At 56.5% G+C, this 16,794-nt stretch carries 13 protein-coding genes and 1 pseudogene; 11 read left to right on the top strand and 3 right to left on the bottom strand.

Annotated features, from left to right (window positions below; all coding sequences use genetic code 11):
• Positions 1 to 122 precede the first annotated feature (122 nt).
• The 4 genes from NKH36_RS12685 to proX all read left to right on the top strand — a co-directional run bounded on the left by NKH36_RS12685 (position 123) and on the right by proX (position 2,628).
• Positions 123 to 401: an FAD/NAD(P)-binding oxidoreductase gene (locus tag NKH36_RS12685; protein ID WP_352961025.1), complete on the top strand. Its 279-nt coding sequence runs from the start codon at positions 123 to 125 to the stop codon at positions 399 to 401.
• 223 nt (positions 402 to 624) lie between these two features.
• The gene (locus NKH36_RS12680; protein ID WP_352961027.1) at positions 625 to 1,038 is read left to right on the top strand and encodes an FAD-dependent oxidoreductase; all 414 of its coding nucleotides are present in this window, start codon (positions 625 to 627) and stop codon (positions 1,036 to 1,038) included.
• Between the two features lie 48 nt (positions 1,039 to 1,086).
• Positions 1,087 to 1,143 (top strand): hypothetical protein, encoded by a 57-nt coding sequence (locus tag NKH36_RS12675; protein WP_352961072.1) that lies wholly within the window; start codon positions 1,087 to 1,089, stop codon positions 1,141 to 1,143.
• A 474-nt stretch (positions 1,144 to 1,617) separates the two neighbouring features.
• Complete coding sequence (proX, locus tag NKH36_RS12670; RefSeq protein ID WP_352961028.1) at positions 1,618 to 2,628, top strand: glycine betaine/L-proline ABC transporter substrate-binding protein ProX; 1,011 nt, start codon at positions 1,618 to 1,620, stop codon at positions 2,626 to 2,628.
• Between the two features lie 76 nt (positions 2,629 to 2,704).
• Here the strand turns inward: proX and NKH36_RS12665 are convergent, their stop codons facing one another.
• A complete protein-coding gene (locus NKH36_RS12665) occupies positions 2,705 to 3,034 on the bottom strand; it encodes a hypothetical protein (RefSeq protein WP_352961029.1) in 330 nt (109 codons plus the stop codon).
• Positions 3,035 to 3,780: 746 nt separating this feature from the next.
• Here NKH36_RS12665 and NKH36_RS12660 point away from each other — a divergent pair.
• A pseudogene (locus NKH36_RS12660) lies at positions 3,781 to 4,908 on the top strand (alcohol dehydrogenase family protein).
• An 11-nt stretch (positions 4,909 to 4,919) separates the two neighbouring features.
• Positions 4,920 to 6,035 carry a mandelate racemase/muconate lactonizing enzyme family protein gene (locus NKH36_RS12655; protein WP_352961030.1) on the top strand — a complete coding sequence of 372 codons (1,116 nt, stop codon included), beginning with the start codon at positions 4,920 to 4,922 and terminating at the stop codon, positions 6,033 to 6,035.
• A 560-nt stretch (positions 6,036 to 6,595) separates the two neighbouring features.
• Here the strand turns inward: NKH36_RS12655 and NKH36_RS12650 are convergent.
• Positions 6,596 to 7,678 (bottom strand): proline racemase family protein, encoded by a 1,083-nt coding sequence (locus NKH36_RS12650; RefSeq protein ID WP_352961031.1) that lies wholly within the window; start codon positions 7,676 to 7,678, stop codon positions 6,596 to 6,598.
• Positions 7,679 to 8,921: 1,243 nt separating this feature from the next.
• Here NKH36_RS12650 and NKH36_RS12645 point away from each other — a divergent pair.
• Genes NKH36_RS12645 through NKH36_RS12635 form a run of 3 tightly spaced genes read left to right on the top strand, consistent with a single transcriptional unit; the run spans position 8,922 to position 12,707 of the window.
• A complete protein-coding gene (locus tag NKH36_RS12645) occupies positions 8,922 to 9,866 on the top strand; it encodes a dihydrodipicolinate synthase family protein (RefSeq protein WP_352961033.1) in 945 nt (314 codons plus the stop codon).
• A complete protein-coding gene (locus tag NKH36_RS12640) occupies positions 9,844 to 11,370 on the top strand; it encodes an aldehyde dehydrogenase (protein ID WP_352961035.1) in 1,527 nt (508 codons plus the stop codon). The genes NKH36_RS12645 and NKH36_RS12640 overlap by 23 nt, the downstream gene beginning before the upstream one ends.
• 14 nt (positions 11,371 to 11,384) lie before the next feature.
• Positions 11,385 to 12,707 carry an NAD(P)/FAD-dependent oxidoreductase gene (locus tag NKH36_RS12635; RefSeq protein ID WP_352961037.1) on the top strand — a complete coding sequence of 441 codons (1,323 nt, stop codon included), beginning with the start codon at positions 11,385 to 11,387 and terminating at the stop codon, positions 12,705 to 12,707.
• A 3-nt stretch (positions 12,708 to 12,710) separates the two neighbouring features.
• Here NKH36_RS12635 and NKH36_RS12630 read toward each other — a convergent pair whose 3' ends face one another.
• Positions 12,711 to 13,622 (bottom strand): LysR substrate-binding domain-containing protein, encoded by a 912-nt coding sequence (locus tag NKH36_RS12630; protein WP_352961039.1) that lies wholly within the window; start codon positions 13,620 to 13,622, stop codon positions 12,711 to 12,713.
• 1,164 nt (positions 13,623 to 14,786) lie between these two features.
• On the opposite strand from NKH36_RS12630, the gene NKH36_RS12625 reads away from it, so the two are divergent.
• Together NKH36_RS12625 and NKH36_RS12620 are read left to right on the top strand one after the other, a co-directional pair.
• A complete protein-coding gene (locus NKH36_RS12625; RefSeq protein WP_352961041.1) occupies positions 14,787 to 15,758 on the top strand; it encodes an ABC transporter permease in 972 nt (323 codons plus the stop codon).
• Positions 15,755 to 16,783: a quaternary amine ABC transporter ATP-binding protein gene (locus tag NKH36_RS12620; RefSeq protein WP_352961043.1), complete on the top strand. Its 1,029-nt coding sequence runs from the start codon at positions 15,755 to 15,757 to the stop codon at positions 16,781 to 16,783. Before NKH36_RS12625 ends, NKH36_RS12620 begins: the two co-directional genes overlap by 4 nt.
• Positions 16,784 to 16,794: the final 11 nt, after the last annotated feature.

The raw sequence follows: 16,794 nt of genomic DNA, 5'->3' as shown, positions 1-16,794 counted from the left end.
TCAGCACCCGGAACCGCCGCCCGCAGGCGAACTGGTCATGGACGAAGTCCAGCGACCAGCGCGCGTTCGGCTTCGCCTCAACCAGGATCGGTTGGCCCATCTCAACGACAGGTGGAGAATAAATGTCAGGCATCGTGATAATAGGCGCAGGCCAAGCCGGAACCTCTGTTGCGCGAGGGCACGGGCGCCTCGGCTTTCGGGTGCGATTACGATGCTCGGCGACGAACCTGTCGCGCCCTATCAGCGCCCTCCCTTGTCCCAAGGGATATCTGCTCGGCGACACCAATCTCGAACGCCTTTTTCTCCGAGCCACGTCGTTCTGGAAAGATAGCGACATCGACCTGAAGCTCGGCGCGCCCGTCACAGCAATCGATTGGTTGACCAAAAAAGTAAAAAAGTAAAGTTGGGCGAAGAGAGCGTTCTATATGACCAACTCGTCCTGGCGACAGGGTCCAGCCCTCGGGGGCTGCCCGCAGCGGTCGGTGGCGAATTGGATGGAGATGTGGACGCGATGGCGGTGGAATTCCGCGCCGGCCGCAAATTGCTCATCCCGGGGGCGGCTATATCGGTCTGGAAGCGGCCGCCGTCGGCGCAAAATTAGGGCCAAGGTTACCCTGATCGAAAATGGCGCCTCGTATCCTGCAGCGGGTCGCTGCCCCCGCGACGTCCGACTTCTTCCGCGACCTGCATACCGTGCACGGGTCACGATCAGAGAAAGCATTGGTCTCGACCGCCTGTGGTGAGAGGCGCGTTTCCGGCGCGCGGCTATCCGACGGGAGTCAGCTTGAGGTCGATTTCGCGATCGTGGGCATCGGTATTACGCCAAGAACGCAGCTTGGTTCTGATGCGGGTGTTCTCATCTACAATGGAATTGTGACAAACGCCTTTGCCCGCACCTCCGACCCAAGCATATGGGCGACAGGAGAATGCGCTTCCTTTCCACTTAGGAAAGACCTTATCAGACTGGAGAATGTTGGACACGCGATAGATCATGGCGAAGTCGTTGCGGAGAACATGCTCGGTGCATCTCGCCCATAAGAGGCACGGCCGTGGTTCTGGTCAGATCAATACGACGTCAAACTCCAGATCGCCGGTCTCAATGTCGGGCATGATCGGATCATAGTGCCGAACTCAGACGACTAACAACGTCGGGCCAGGTGTCTCGTCAAACTACTATCGCGGGCTTGCCGCCTCCACGCACCTTGGTAAGCCCCTCTGCTGGAAAGCTCACTAACCGGCCGAAAACATCAGCCGGCGATCCCCGTTACCGTAATCGGGCGAGACCATGTCCAGATCTCCTCAACTGACTGATCACACGGTTCTCAATCCGGAAACGCTAGCGCCGGAAAGCAAAAAGTCAGGACGCGTCAGATATCGCCCGCCACCCAAGCGTATCGCCCGCCTGATAACATTTACTCGTGCGGTGCATGACTTTTTATACAGTTGATTTGTAGCTCCCCCCGCCGCTAGCGTTTTTAGGCCAGTCAAAGCGATGGCTCTCGAACCGTCCTGAAGGCGCTGAAAGGGTCAGTGAAGCCACCCCTAGCCTGGTCGGTTACTTCAATGACAATTAGGTAGGGCAACAATACATCTACCGAAAGCAATGGGAGACGAACTATGCGTGTAGAAGCAATAGCAATGTCCTTTGGGGCGCTTATGCTAGCGTGCACCATCACTGGTACCGCTGGATCGGCAGAGAAACTTCCAGGAGCCGGGATTTCAGTCCAACCCTCCGATCAGAACTACCCCAACGAGTGGTTTGAAAGAGATCTCGTCAGCATGGGGCTGGAGGATCTTGGGTATGACGTAAAAAAATCTGCCTCCATGCAGTTGCAGACGGCCATAATCTCTGTCGCAAATGGGGATGCGACATTTTACGCTACATATGACGATCCCCTTCATACAGCTTTTTGGGAGAAGGCCGGAGGGAAATCCAAGCTTCAGCCAGTCGGGACATTGGTCGAAAAATTCCTTCAAGGCTACTTGATCGACAAGAAGACGGCCGACGCTTACAACATTAAGACCATCAATCAGCTTAAGGATCCTAAAATCGCAAAGCTGTTTGACAACGACGGAGACGGCAAAGCCGAGCTCTATGGATGCCAAACCGGTTGGGGATGCGAGAGAGTTATTGAGAATCATCTAGATGTTTATGGCCTTCGCGATACCGTTCAACACCTTCAGGGTAGTTACGAAGCGATCATCGCCGACGCAATCCAGCGAATCAAAGCCGGTACGCCCACTCTATACTATTCTTGGAGCCCAATGTGGTTAACTACAATTCTTACTCCGGGCAAGAACGTGGTTTGGCTGACCGTCGATTTTACCGCTCTTCCCAAAGAACTGCAAGGCGCAGAGACGATTGTTCCTGGAATTGGTAATCTCGGATTTACTTTTTTCACTGAGCGCGTGCTCGCAAATACCGCCTTCTTGGATAAAAATCCAGCAGCGCGGAAGTGGTTCGAGCTGCTCAAAATCCCGCAAGAAGACATCAGCGCTCAAAGCCTGCTGATATACCAAGGGCACGGAAGTGAAGAAGACATTCGTAAGAGTGCGGAAGAGTGGCGGAAAAATCACCGCGCTCAATGGGATGGCTGGATTACCGAAGCAAAGGCCGCGGCTAAGTAACATTTGCAGCCCGGCGCACCCGGGCTGTGAAGCCTCACGCTGACAGAGCGCCGGACGCTATTCATCCTCAGGGGATCTAAGTCGAGGAACTTTGCTGACCGTCCCCGGCCAGGCATCGCTGATGGGACAGTTCGCGTTGTCGTGGATGAACTCGTCCGGCACGGGCAGGAGACAGAAGGATCGAAGAACTGAGTTTTGACGCTTGGATGAGGCGCCGGATGGTGTAGACGAGATTGGCCATGCCGATCTTCATCTCGGCGCGCTTGATTATCTGATATGAGAACACATACTCGAGGCGGGAGCGGATAACGGACTTGCTGGCATTGCCGCGCCGCGTCGGGGCAGGCATGTCGCAGTGCCGCGGCTTCTTTTGGTGGACCTTCGAGACAAAGCCGTGGCGCGCCATGTGGGTCTCGTTCGCGGCAGATCGGATACGCGGTGTCGGCCCAGACGCTGGAGTCCGTGTTGCTGCGGTCCATACGCCCCTCGCGCAGCCTGGCCCGGTCATGCGCGTGGCAGCCGTTGCTTTCCAGCGTCGTATCAGCCGGAAGCGGCCACCGATGGAGATGTGAGACTTGTGGCCGAAGGCCGGGATGGCGAGACCAATCGCAAGACCGTGCCACGTTTCGACCGTATGCTGCGCGAGGCTGGCTACATTCCGATGTCTGGGCAGATCGTTCCAAGCCGCAACCCACTCGAGGAAAAATCTGTTCTACGTCGGATGCGGCGGGGGCGCATGAGCCTACTTCGCGCCCCAAAGCCCGACATCTTTGCCTTTCGCGGTGAAAAAATACCCGCTCCCCCCAAGGGAATCTCGGCGTAGCGACAAGCTTTCAATTGCACCGGGGCTCATGCGCCAGCGTTTGGCCGGCGCGATTAGACACTGGCATGGCGTTCCTCCGATAACATTTCGTCTGGCAGGGCATGACTTTTTATACGGTTGTTTCGGCGTTTGCCGCCGCGCTAGCTTTACCATGTGGGAGGGCCGCCAAGTAACAGGCGAGTAGCGTATCCTGAAGGAGATAATGTTTCCCCGCCAGCGAGCATTTTGCCCTCTTGGCATCATCAACATTGGCACTTCGCCATACAACACCGGGAACGGTAGCTGGCAGTAGCCGCACTTATAACGACGATGAATACAGGACATGCACGATGCCTCGAATCCAAACAAGATCTTTGCCCAGTGCTGCCGCAGTCCCTAAGGTAATGACCGGAGTATTGCTCACCGGACACGGCGGCTTCGACAAACTTGAGTATCGGAATGACATTCCCGTGCCTACCCCAGGAGTTGGGGAGGTTTTGATCCGCGTTGCCGCCGCGGGCGTAAATAACACTGACAGCAACACCCGTATCGGCTGGTATTCAAAATCAGTGAAAAGTGGAACGGGAAAAGGTGGAACTACTGGATTTGTAAAGGTTAAAGACACGGACGCAAGCTGGTCTGGCACGCCCATATCGTTCCCGCGAATTCAAGGTGGAGATTGTTGCGGCTACATCGTAGACGTCGGCGAGGGGGTGGACTCGCGAAGGATTGGCGAACGCGTTATTGTCCGAAACGTATTTCAGTCCTACGTTGACTATCGCCCCTGGGAGATTTGGACTTTTGGCTCGGAAGTAGACGGCGCTTTCGCCCAGTACACCAAAGCGCCCTCGCGTGAGACTTATCGAGTCGAGTGCGATTGGTCGGACATCGAATTAGCATCAACCCCGTGCGCATACTCCACGGCCGAGAATATGTTGCACAGGGCGCACGTCCAAGCGGGTGACCACATACTCATAACCGGAGCGTCTGGTGGAGTCGGTTCGGCTGCAATCCAGCTTGCGAAGCGTCGTGGTGCTTCAATCACTGCGGTTGCGTCCTCAGCTAAGTCCGAGCTAATGCTACAATTTGGGGCAAATAGGGTGCATCCGCGCGGTGAGAGTATCGTGGATGCTCTCGGGCGGAATTGCGTTGACGTTGTTCTCGATGTAACCGCTGGCCCAGACTTTAGAGAACTGCTCGACGTACTGAAACCGGGAGGCAGATACGCCGTGGCAGGTGCAATTGCTGGCCCTATCGTCGAACTCGATGTGCGAACTCTTTACCTCAAGGATCTGACTTTTTTCGGTTGCACTTTCCAAGATTAGTTCGTGATAAGAAAGATCGTATCTTACATCGAACATGGCGAGATACGTCCGCTAGTCGCCAAGGCTTATGCGTTAAAAGATATAGTTACCGCACAACAAGATTTCCTATCGAAAACTCTTAGCGGCAAGCTAGTTCTTACAATTCCTGAGTGAAGGATCATCCAGTGACAAAGCTCAAAATCAAGCGCATCGATGTTTTCAAGATAGATATGCCGTATGTAGGCGGCGTCTACACGCTGTCCGGCGGTAGAGAATATAGCAGCTTCGACACTACGCTGGTGAGGGTCACCACGGATGATGGCATTGAAGGTTGGGGTGAAAGCACACCATTCGGTCCGAACTACATTGCTGCGCACGCCTTAGGCGTGCGTGCCGGCATTGAGGAAATTGCTCCCAACCTCATTGGTTTTGACCCTCGAAGGCTCGATCGAGTCAATGAGATCATGGACGTCTCGCTTTTAGGGCATTCTCACGCCAAGACACCGCTCGACGTCGCTTGCTGGGATATCTTTGGAAAATCCGTTGGATTGCCCGTTTGCGACCTGCTTGGGGGACGCACCAATTTCGCATTGCCCGTTATTTCGTCAGTGGGAGTAGGTAGTCCCGAGGAAATGCGCCAGCGAGTCGCCGATTACCGCGCAAAAGGATATCGCGGACATTCTGTTAAAATCGGCGACGATCCAGCGCTAGACGCTGCTCGCATTGAGGCTTCGTTGGCTGATAAGCAGCCTGGCGAATTTTTTATTGTCGATGCTAACGGAGGCATGACTGTTGAGTCCGCGCTTCGCATGCTTCGACTGCTTCCAACCGGTCTTGATTTCGTGTTGGAAGCTCCATGTGCGACATGGCGGGAGTGCGTTTCGTTGCGAAGACGTTCAAACGTACCAATCTTTTTTGATGAGCTAGCGGTGGACGACCCCAACATCATTCAGCTTATCGCTGATGACGTTGCGGAGGGTATCGGTCTCAAAATCTCGAAGAATGGTGGCCTTACGAAGGGGCGCCGTCATAGGGACATTTGCATCGCGGCCGGATATACCATTAGCGTGCAAGAAACGACCGCATCTGACATAGCCATTGCGGCTATTGTGCACCTTGGCCAAACAATACCGCAAAAGAACCTGCGCTGCGTGCTCGGCACTCGAGATTTCCTTGGTCTGAAGACCGCTGATGGACCCTTTGATGTGCGGGAGGGGTTTATTACTGCTCCCGATCTGCCAGGGCTCGGAATCACTCCTCGTATGGATGTTATTGGCGAGCCGGTCGCCAGTTATTTTTGATTTTTCGTGACCTGAGACCCTGACCTTCCTCCAGATCGGGATGCTGGAGGAGCAGGCGGCTGGTGCGAGGACGGGGACTCTGCCGCAAGCAGGGATCAGAACAAGAGTGTTCAAAATCGATGGGATGGAAGGCTCCCGGTGCTAGTCTAGGTTGGCGAGGCGTACCGAGGACTCGTCGTACCGCAGCGCGCGGATCGCCTTGCAACTGCGAGATCTCCGCCGTGCGCAAGCTAATTGCTAATTGCGATGAACGTTCACAGAATGACGCCGATCTTAAATGTTATAAGAAGGAGGAATAGGGTGGCGCATATAACAAATGATATCATTGCTGCAGGAATAGCCTGTCTGAGATAAGCTCCGCGTAAGTCCTCTTGTGAGGTGATGGGGATTTGTGGCATCTTGAATTGCTCCCGGCTGTTTCGGACTTCCTGCCAACTTGCCGTAACGATCGTACGCTTGAGACTAGGGTCTTGCCATAGGCAAGGCGTCACTACGCACACCGCCCCGAAGTTTAGATGTTTTACTGGCCAGCCTTCATCTTTTGCGCTCATCCTCATGTGCTAATGCGCACCTGCACGGACTGAAAGCTTCATTTCTGGCCAAGTGTCCGAAATGGCATAACCCGTAGGGTAGGGATCGTCTTCCTCCAAAATGTAGGAGCATTTTGATGTGATCCACGTACGGCCGCTGACTGACGGAACGACAGCGCTGTAAGGGCCTACTGTAGTGGTTGCGACGATTTCTGCAGTGAACGTAGAATCGATCAGCGACTTGTGTGTGAACTGCTCGCGCTCTTCAATCTCGCCCTTGGCGTGCAGCACAGCAAGGCGTGCAGAGGTGCCCGTGCCGCAAGGACAACGATCTATACGCCCCGGTGAAACGACGACGGTGTTCTTCGATTCTATACCCTGCTTTGAGCGCTTAATCGGGGTTACGAACATCGTTTGTGTAATGCCCGGCAGCTCATGGTTTAGCGGGTGGGACACCGCTATCTGCGCCGCCGCCGCCGCCTTGATTTCCTGTCCGAGGTCGCAAAGCCTGCGCCCCTCTGAGGCAACCAAGTCGAAACCAAACTGCTGTGCATCCACAATGGCGTAGGTCATGCCCCCATAGCCTACATCCACGACCAATTCGCCGAAGCCAGGCAATTGGATTGCCTTGTTCAGGCAGTAAGCGAAAGCCGGTTGATTAATGAACCTGACCGGCCCGACCTTTCCATCTGCGGTATCGCACTCGATTCCGATTAGCCCCGCAGGCGCTTCAAGCTTGAACCGGGTAATCGGGCCTGTGATGGGTATCATGCCAGTCTTCAGCATTGTGGTCGCGACACTGATTGTATTGCCGCCCGACATCTCCGGATATTCTTCTGCCTCGGCAATAATGTATGCAGCTACTGCTTCGGGATTTTCCGAAGGCACGATGAAGTTAACCGATTGGATCATGCTGCCCCGAGGCTCGCGCAGGAAGAATAGCCGGATGTGGTCGTGGTGCTGCCGGAAAAACTTCATTTTTTCGAATGCAGTGCCCTTGGGTAATTCAGGTAGCCCAGAAACCACAACCTTCTCAACGTCGCCTTCACAGTGGCAGTCATAGGCAGTGAAGGTTGCAGTGATCGGAATTTCGTAGCTCGACGGGTGGGACATCTTGACCTTTCACATCGCTTGAAAATCGGTCCAGCTAGGTCGGGAAGCCTGCGGTTTGCGGAACTCGCCGTCAGGGGTAGCTGGCGACCGGTTGCCGGAGAACTTTCAACCTCGGCAAAATGCCTGGTCCCGGCCGTCAGCGACCTCAAACTGCCCCGTCCGCGGTCTCCAGCAAGACGAGCTTGCGCCAATTTAATACGCGTATCGCAGGTCATTCCGCCGTCAGCGTCAGCTATGTATCTCGACGACTGAGCCGTCCGAAAAATTCACCGGTTCGCTGCGCATTCCGGCGACTGTCCTTCGTTGTCTACCTCACCTGCGGATCATGCGGTGATGCTAGCGAGACAGTTGTCACAAAACAACCGAACGAAAAGTTATGTATGGCCAGAACAAATGTTATGAGGCGGAGGCTACTCCATCCAAGTCGGGTTCGGGTATGACTGGCTCCTGCGCGAGTTCCAAGGTGGCCCGTATACGGGACTGTACGTGCTCGTCAGTTTGCGGGGCGAGCGTGTCGAGGTATGCAATCGATCCTTCTATCTGCGCAAGGATCGCCACGCGTCTGACGTCGCGAATATGGGCTTTCCTCCCACTTCAAGGAAAACAGAACTGGTGTGTGCCGCAATGTCGGGATCCCGTCGCGCTACACTCCCTCGACCCGAACCGCGACCCAGCTTGATTCCTTAACTCTCAGCGAGGTTTGCCCTTCACACCTGAGTTTGTCGCAATGGAACTGCTCTAAGACATCGCCAGCCGGGGAACCACGCTGAGGGGTTCAATTTGCCAATTCAACGTCAAAGTGCCTCCTTCTGCGGGGAGCTGTATCTTACTGCCAAAGGCTGCATCTTGGCTGCAGATGGCATGGCCCGGCGTGGGACCGTGTTTTAGTAATAGCAGTGTCGGAAATTGGACCGACACAAATTTCCGATCTGGAAAGACGCCAAGTGCGGTTGACGGCACCGATCTTGTCCACAGCGCTCCGATCGGGCCGGCAGGGCCTTCAACCAAGTGCGCCGTACCAACTAACCGATAAGCCCAATGAGCACATGGAAAAACGCAGACAACCAAGGCCTCAAAAACTCGAAATCGAGCTCCTCATTCGTGAACCTCCATGGCACCCTCTCTGCCGGCTTTGGGACGGGCTTGCGCAAAAAAGTAGCTTGTCGAGTGATTTTATTTCGACTGCTGCTCGCGCCATCCTTGCGTATAACCACGAGCCTGAACCCAAATTGGAGCCAGGCAGATGTCGTTCAAAGGCATTATTCCGCCCGTCACCACGCCCTTCCATGCGGACGGGTCGATCGATCGCGACGGCTTCTGCGTCATGGTCGAGTATTTGGTCGCCTCGGGTGTGCACGGCATCATCGTCGGCGGCACGACTGGCGAATACTACGCCCAATCGCGAGATGAACGTGTCGGCCTGCTGAAGCTTGCCAAAACCATGGCGAAGGGCGCGGTTCCACTGATTGCCGGTGTGGGCGCAATCCGGACGGAGGATTGTATCGACTATGCGCTGGTCGCCAAGGACCTCAAATATGACGGCATCCTGATCGGATCACCGTACTACGCTGTGCCTACTCAGCTCGAACTCGCCAATCATGCTCTGGCAATCGACAAGGCTGCCAACCTGCCGGTGATGCTCTACAACTATCCCGCCCGCACCGGCACGATGATGGACCTAGAGTTCCTGGATCGGGTCGGCCGCAGCACCAATTTCTGCGCTATCAAGGAGTCGAGCGGCAGCATGAACCAGTTGCACGCCCTGGCGCGTGACTATCCGTATATCGACCTGTTCTGCGGCATGGATGACCAGGCGCTCGAGTTTTTCGCCTGGGGCGCCAAGGGCTGGGTCTGTGGCGCCGGCAACTGCCTGCCGGCGGAGCATCTTGCGCTCTATGAAGCGTGCGTCATCGAGAAGGATTTCGCCAAGGGCCGCAAGATCATGTCGGCGCTGCTGCCTCTGATGAGGCTTCTCGAACAGGGTGGCAAATTCGTCCAGAGCATCAAGTTCGGGTGCGAATTGGCTGGATTACCGGCCGGGCCAGTGCGTCGGCCGATGCGAGCGCTCGACGACGATCAGAAGCGCGAACTCGAGACGACGATCCGCACGCTTAAGGTAGGCATCGCGTCAATTACTGCAAAATCGCAAAAGAGGGCTTCCGAGAATGTCATCGCTATTAACGCGTGATGAGTACCAGAACCTGGCGGACAGCCTGCCACTGCCAACCAACGCGATGATCGACGGCAAGGCGCGGGCGTCACAATCGGGCGACACATTCGAGACCATCAATCCCGCGACAGGACAGGTCATCGCCAGGATCGCTTCCTGCGGCCAGGCGGACGTCGACCTCGCTGTCGAGAAGGCGCGGCTGGCGTTTGAATCGGGTGTATGGTCGCGGGCTCATCCGAGCGAGCGCAAGCGGGTCCTGCGCCGCCTCGTCAAGCTGATGAAGCGCAACTCCCATGAGCTTGCCGTGCTTGAGACGATCGAGAGCGGCAAGCCCATCTACGACGTCGAAACCATTGACATTCCCGAGGCGCTGCATTGCCTGGAATGGCACGCAGAAGCCACGGACAAGCTCTACGGCCAGACGTCGCCCTCGGGCGACGACGTCGTATCGATGATCGTGCGCCAGCCGCTTGGCGTGGTCGCTTGCGTGCTGCCCTGGAATTTTCCGATCCTGATGCTGGCTTGGAAGATTGGGCCGGCGCTCGCGACCGGTAACTCGGTGATCGTGAAGCCTGCCGAGCAGACCAACATGTCGACGTTGCGGATTGCCGAGCTAGCGCATGAGGCCGGCTTGCCGCCGGGCGTCCTGCAGATTGTCACGGGTCCGGGCGAGGTAACCGGCAAGGCTCTCGGCATGCATCCCGATATTGATATGGTCGCCTTTACGGGGTCAACTGACGTCGGCCGGAAATTCCTTGAATATTCCGCCAAGTCCAACCTCAAGCGCATCGTGCTCGAATGCGGAGGCAAGAACCCGTGCATTGTATTGGACGATGCCGAGAATCTCGACGTTGTCGCGCAGCATGTCGCCCAAGCTGTCTTCTGGAACATGGGCGAGAATTGCTCGTCCAACTCGCGCCTGATCGTTCATGAAAAGATCAAGGACCGCCTTGTCGAAACGGTTATTCACAAGCTGACGGAATGGCCCTTGGGCGAGCCGCTGGACCCGGGCAATCGCCTAGGCGCTATCGTATCGAAGGAACAATTCGACCGCATCATGGGCTACATCAAGAAGGGGCGGGCGGAAGGCGCTAAGATCGTGGCGGGCGGCAATGCCCACAAGCACGGCAAGGGCTATTTCATCGAGCCGACCATATTCGACGATGTCACGCCGGAAATGACGATTGCGCGCGAAGAGATCTTCGGACCGGTGCTCTCGGTCATCAAGGTTGCGAGCGCCGACGAGTCGCTTCGGGTCGCTAACGACACGCAATATGGGCTCGCGGCCTCGATCTTCACCGCCAATATCGGCAAGGCACATCGCATCGCGCGTGACCTCCGTGCCGGCACGGTCACCATTAATTGCTACGGCGAGGGAGACGTCACGACTCCCTTCGGTGGCTTCAAGCTTTCAGGCTTTGGCGGGCGCGACAAGTCATTGCATGCCCACGATCAGTATACCGAACTCAAGACCATCTGGGCGGACATTTCCGATCCGAAGGTCTCGCGTTCGGTAGACTAGCCCTGGTTGCACCGATGAGCGACCATGAGGCTGTCCGCACGCCTGCTGATACATCCATGCCGGGCTGGTATGGAATCCTTCCGCCTCCCAAGGCGCCGGAGGTGCTGCGCGGCCGTCACAAAGCGGACTGGCTCATTGTAGGAGCTGGCTTTGCTGGATTGGCGGCCGCGCGGCGCCTCTCACAACTGGTGCCGAACGAGCGCATAGTGTTGGTCGACGCTCAGCGAGTCGGCTGGGGTGCTGCCGGGCGCAACTCGGGCTTCATGATTGACCTGCCGCACGAACTTGGCGGCGAGAACTATGGCGGAAGCCAGGATCACGACCGCAAGCGCATCCGCATGAACCGCGCCGCGATTGAATTCTCGGCCTCGGCGGCGGACGAATACGGATTGCAGCGCTTCTTTCTTCGGGCCGGCAAGTTCCATGGAGCTGCGACCGAACATGGTCTCGCCGTCCTGCGCGACTTTGAAAACCACCTGACCGGCCTGGCCGAACCGTTCGAGCGGCTCGACGGGCCGCAGCTGAAGCAAATCACTGGAACCGACTTTTTCATCGGCGGCACTTTCACGCCGGGCACGGTGATGGCCCAGCCAGCGGGGTTCATTCGCGGACTTGCTGAAGGTTTATCCAGCCGCGTGCAGCTGTTCGAGAATTCACCGGTCACATCTGTGACCACCGGCAAACTGCACACGGTGAAAACGGCCGAAGGCGAGATTTCGGCGCCACGGCTGATACTCACGGTCAATGGCCATCTCGAAAGTTTCGGCTTCTTCAAGAAACGCCTGCTACATGTGTTCACCTACGCCAGCATGACAAGGTCGCTCTCCAAGAGCGAGCAGGCTGTCCTAGGCGGCGCCCCGCAGTGGGGCTTGATCCCGGCCGACCCCATGGGGTCAACCCTCCGCAGGATTGACGACCGCATCGTCGTGCGAAACACCTTCACTTATAATCCGGATATGTCTACCAGTGACAAGCAGATCCGCCGGATCGGCGCTTCGCACGATCGGTCGTTCCAAGCGCGCTACCCGATGCTCAGTGAGATACCCATGGAATTTCGTTGGGGGGGCCATCTGTGCCTTTCCCTCAACTCCGCGCCGGCATTTGGCGAAGTTGAAGAGCGGGTGTTCGTGGCCGGCTGCTGCAACGGCCTGGGAACGGTGCAGGGCACGCTCTATGGCATGCTAGCCGCCGACCTTGCAGCTAAGAGCAATGAACCGATGGTTGCGGACGCGTTGAACGAGCCAGCTCCGGTTCGGCTCTATCCGGAGCCGATCATGTCGATCGGAGTGCCGCTGAAACTCTGGGCGATGCATAGGCGCGCTGGACGCGAGTTGTAGCAATCAAATAGCTCGTTCTTCCGCGGAGATCTCTGTCAGCCAGGTCCGGAAGAGCTCGGCTGCAGGCGACAACGTTCGGTTATCGTTCCAAGTGAGGTAATATCCTCCAGGAGCAGGTATCTCAAGATCTGTAATCCTGACCAGCTTGCCCTCTTTTACCAACTGTCGCACCAGCCTATGCCAACCGACGGCAACACCCTGATCAGCCTGAGCAGCCTGCAAAGTCACAAAGAATTTGCCAAACCTGCGGCCACGGGGAGCTCCATGGGGAACGCCAGCGCGGCGCAGTACTTCGTCCCAGTCAGGCCATTCAGGATCGACCCAGTTGACATGCAGGAGTGGAAGTTCGGGCAGTGACTCTGCCGTGGCATCGCGGTGGACTTGGGCAAACCCAGCGCCACAGACAGGATAAATGAGATCGTTGAAAAGCAATTCGGTGCTTTCATCGGGCCAGAAACCGGAGCCATAGCGGATACGCAATTCCACTTCTGCGCGCCGATAATCTCGCGAATTGTCTGAGATGAGATGATCGACCGCAATGTCAGGATAGCGAGTCCAAAAACCAGGCATGCGAGGTATCAACCACATCGATGCAAATGCATCCGAGCAGGCAACGGTAACATTCTTGGAGCGATCGCCGCGCTTGACGGTTCTGACAACCTCGGAGGCTTTCGAAAAGCCACTTGCCAGGACAGCATAAACATCTTCCCCGGCGCTGGTGAGCATGACACCGCTCCCAAGCCGTACGAACAGAGGAACGCCGATTTCCTCCTCAATCGCTTTGATTTGCCGACTAACCGCGCCGGGCGTGACGTTGAGCTCGGAAGCCGCAAGTTTAAACGACAGGTGCCTCGCGGATGCCTCGAACACCGCCAACGCAGTCAAGGAGGGCAGGTCGTAATAGCGGCGAACCATCTCAAGCTCCAAAAATCGCGATGATCGCGCGGCACGCTATCTTAAGCAAGAGGCGCTCAATGCACCGGGACACAAGTGTCCGATAACCAGCGACACCCCAACCATTTGTGATGAACCATATACAGCGCCCTTCGCTATATGCGATGCCGTCCCATCAAGGTCCGTCGACCTCGAAGACCGGACGCGCCCGGCTGAGCGAATCTATTTCCAAAGCAATGGACACGGCACGTGTCCGCACGGCACTGATGAAGCATGCATCCGGTCGGGCGCTTGGGAGAACCGAAGGACGCTGACAATCCCGCTGTCTGGCTACCCTCGGCAGGAAAGCACCTTCGTGACTGGTCAGGTTACATAATCAAATGGCGGCCGTACCAAAAAACTGCTGCGGCCCGTTACGTGAACGGGGCTCCGCCTATGGCGGTGCTTCGTCGGTCTGTCGGATCGTGTCGCTGATGCGCCTGTTCACGCGTTCGACCTGCACGCGGAACATCCCCCGAAGGATGTAATCCTCCGTAACCCGCGACGATTACGAATGCGATTTATGAGGCTCGAAATCACGGCATCACTCGAAGAAGGGGCGCAAACCGAAAATACAAAGGGTAATCGCGGGAGCGAGCTGCCCAAGTCTTAGCTATGGAAGTGGGTGGCTGTTCCCAGACAGGATGGAAATACGGGCTCACGATTCGCACCGGGCCCAGGCATCTCAGGGAGAACAGCCATGGAAGACTATATCGGCCTCGATGTTTCGATGAAAGAGACGGCGGTTTCCATTCGACGTGAAGGCAGCGGCAACTGATGTTGACCGCGAAGACAACCCTGCAACCGGCACACGCGTCTTAGAAGTGCAAGATACTTGGCGTCACCTTTGCGATTAGACAACCCATCTACCCGGCATCGCGCTTGGTTGACGCCCGCTATGAACGCCCTACCATTATGTAAGCCGCCCCACGGATCAGAAGGTCAAAGGCTGGAGCCCGGGTTCCAAAGCTGGCATAGTGTGTCACCTGCGCCGCCTTTCAGGTATGTTCGCGCGTCTCGAAACATTCGCGACCGGGGCCGAAATAAAGTCACCCGTCAGGCTATTTTTTTGCGCCTCCTTCCGGGGACAAGTCATGGTACCTCTTACAGCTGAACCAGTTCAGAAATCTGGAACGGGGAACGAAAATGAACGGATGTGGCCTTTGGAATCCGTTTGATTGCGGGAAATTGCCGCTCGCCTCATGGGTAAGCGATGCATTGCGTTGGGTGGTTGAGAACTATCGACCCTTCTTCCAGACAGCCAAGGCGCCGTTTGACACAGTCCTGCAGTCGCTCACTCATTTCATGACCGCTGCACCGCCGACCCTGGTCATCGCCTTCATAGCGCTGTTGGCCTGGCAGCTTTCAAGCTGGCGGCTCGCAACTGCACTAACGGCCATTCTCGTCTTTGTGGGTTTCATCGGCGTTTGGCCCGAGACCATGATCACACTGGCCATCGTGCTTACCGCGCTCGTCTTTTCATTGTCCATCGGCCTTCCGCTCGGCATTTTGTCAACCAGATCTGAGCTGTTGTACATGATACTGAGGCCGATCCTTGACGGCATGCAAACGATCCCAGCTTTCGTTTATCTTGTTCCCGTTGTCATGCTGTTCGGCATCGGCAACGTGCCAGGTGTGATTGTTACCGTGATCTTCGCCGTCGCACCGGTGATCCGCTTGACTCATTTGGGCATCCGCCAGGTGCCTGAAGAGGTCAATGAAGCCATGCGGGCTTTTGGCGCGACCGATCGTCAATTGCTATGGAAAGCTCAACTTCCCCTGGCACTGCCTACGATCATGGCAGGTGTGAATCAAACGCTGATGATGTCGCTTTCCATGGTGGTGGTCGCCTCGATGATCGCAGTTGGCGGACTCGGCCAGATGGTGCTTCGTGGTATTGGTCGCCTCGACGTTGGGCTCGCCAGTATCGGAGGCCTCGGCATTGTCGCGCTGGCGATCATTCTCGATCGGATCACACAAGCCCTCGCCCAGCCTCGACAGCGTCCAGGGGAATTCTGGGCCCGCGGTCCAGCTGCGGCGATCGTATATGCGGTGCGCACTTTTCGAGCCTCTTCCAGCCAGCCTCCGGCGGCTGAAATGAACAAGGGTATCCAATGACCAACCCCGTTGTTCAGTGTTCCGGAGTCTGGAAGATCTTCGGAAACAACGCGAAAGCCGCCCTCCAGGCTATTCGGGAGCAAGGATTTTCCAAGTCTGAGATATTAAAAAAGTACGGCGCGGTCACCGCGGTTGCCGACGTATCCTTCTCGGTCGCGGAGGGGGAAATTTTTTGCATCATGGGCCTCTCCGGCTCCGGCAAGTCGACTCTGATCAGACACATCAACCGCTTGGTGGAACCCACGGATGGCGAGATCATCGTAGCCGGCCGCAATGTGAGCCGACTGAACAACTCTCAACTCCGTGATCTGCGCTCGAGGAGCGTAGGAATGGTGTTTCAAAACATGGCGTTGTTGCCCCACCGCAGCGTTCAAGACAACGTCGCTCTGAGCCTCGAGTTGCGTGGTGTCGGCAGGGCCCAGCGCTTGCAGACAGCAAAGGAAAAGCTAGAGCTCGTAGGTTTGGAAGAGTGGGCTTCGAGATATCCCGACGAGTTATCCGGCGGCATGAAACAACGCGTCGGCCTGGCCCGGGCCATGGCGGCAGATCCGGAAATCCTTTTGATGGATGAGCCATTTTCCGCTCTCGATCCGTTGATTCGCCGCCAATTGCAGCAGCAGTTCCTCGAACTAGCTAAGCTCGTCAAAAAGACTACCGTCTTCATCACTCACGATCTCGATGAAGCAATCAGGCTAGGCACTCATATCGCGATCATGAAGGACGGCAGGTTCGTGCAGGTTGGAACTCCGGAAGAAATTGTCACGGAACCCGCGGACGAGTACGTGGCAGACTTTGTGAAGGGCATTTCGAGACTTGAACTTGTGACCGCTCGCAAGATCATGACACCGATTCCGAACCCTTCGGCCACGACGCATCACAACGGAGCGACGGTGTTAGCTACTGACAAGATCGGTACTATCATCGACTTGGCAACCCATCATAGCGGGGACATCACGGTGATGGACGACAACCGGCCGGTGGGCACGATTTCGCGCCGCGACCTTCTTGTCGGCATCCGAGGTTGAGCGGAATTCCA

Source organism: Mesorhizobium sp. M1312, assembly GCF_040318115.1.
GTDB lineage: Bacteria > Pseudomonadota > Alphaproteobacteria > Rhizobiales > Rhizobiaceae > Mesorhizobium.
The sequence above is the reverse complement of the archived record's forward strand: the minus strand, read 5'-3'. Positions and strand labels throughout refer to the sequence as shown.

What these genes read in the sequence shown, in the direction of transcription:
- NKH36_RS12685 (WP_352961025.1), top strand. Translation starts at nt 123, where the DNA reads ATGTCAGGCATCGTGATAATAGGCGCAGGCCAAGCCGGAACCTCTGTT.
- NKH36_RS12680 (WP_352961027.1), top strand. Translation starts at nt 625, where the DNA reads ATGGCGCCTCGTATCCTGCAGCGGGTCGCTGCCCCCGCGACGTCCGAC.
- proX (WP_352961028.1), top strand. Translation starts at nt 1,618, where the DNA reads ATGCGTGTAGAAGCAATAGCAATGTCCTTTGGGGCGCTTATGCTAGCG.
- NKH36_RS12665 (WP_352961029.1), bottom strand. Translation starts at nt 3,034, where the DNA reads ATGGCGCGCCACGGCTTTGTCTCGAAGGTCCACCAAAAGAAGCCGCGG.
- NKH36_RS12650 (WP_352961031.1), bottom strand. Translation starts at nt 7,678, where the DNA reads ATGTCCCACCCGTCGAGCTACGAAATTCCGATCACTGCAACCTTCACT.
- NKH36_RS12645 (WP_352961033.1), top strand. Translation starts at nt 8,922, where the DNA reads ATGTCGTTCAAAGGCATTATTCCGCCCGTCACCACGCCCTTCCATGCG.
- NKH36_RS12640 (WP_352961035.1), top strand. Translation starts at nt 9,844, where the DNA reads ATGTCATCGCTATTAACGCGTGATGAGTACCAGAACCTGGCGGACAGC.
- NKH36_RS12635 (WP_352961037.1), top strand. Translation starts at nt 11,385, where the DNA reads ATGAGCGACCATGAGGCTGTCCGCACGCCTGCTGATACATCCATGCCG.
- NKH36_RS12630 (WP_352961039.1), bottom strand. Translation starts at nt 13,622, where the DNA reads ATGGTTCGCCGCTATTACGACCTGCCCTCCTTGACTGCGTTGGCGGTG.
- NKH36_RS12625 (WP_352961041.1), top strand. Translation starts at nt 14,787, where the DNA reads ATGAACGGATGTGGCCTTTGGAATCCGTTTGATTGCGGGAAATTGCCG.
- NKH36_RS12620 (WP_352961043.1), top strand. Translation starts at nt 15,755, where the DNA reads ATGACCAACCCCGTTGTTCAGTGTTCCGGAGTCTGGAAGATCTTCGGA.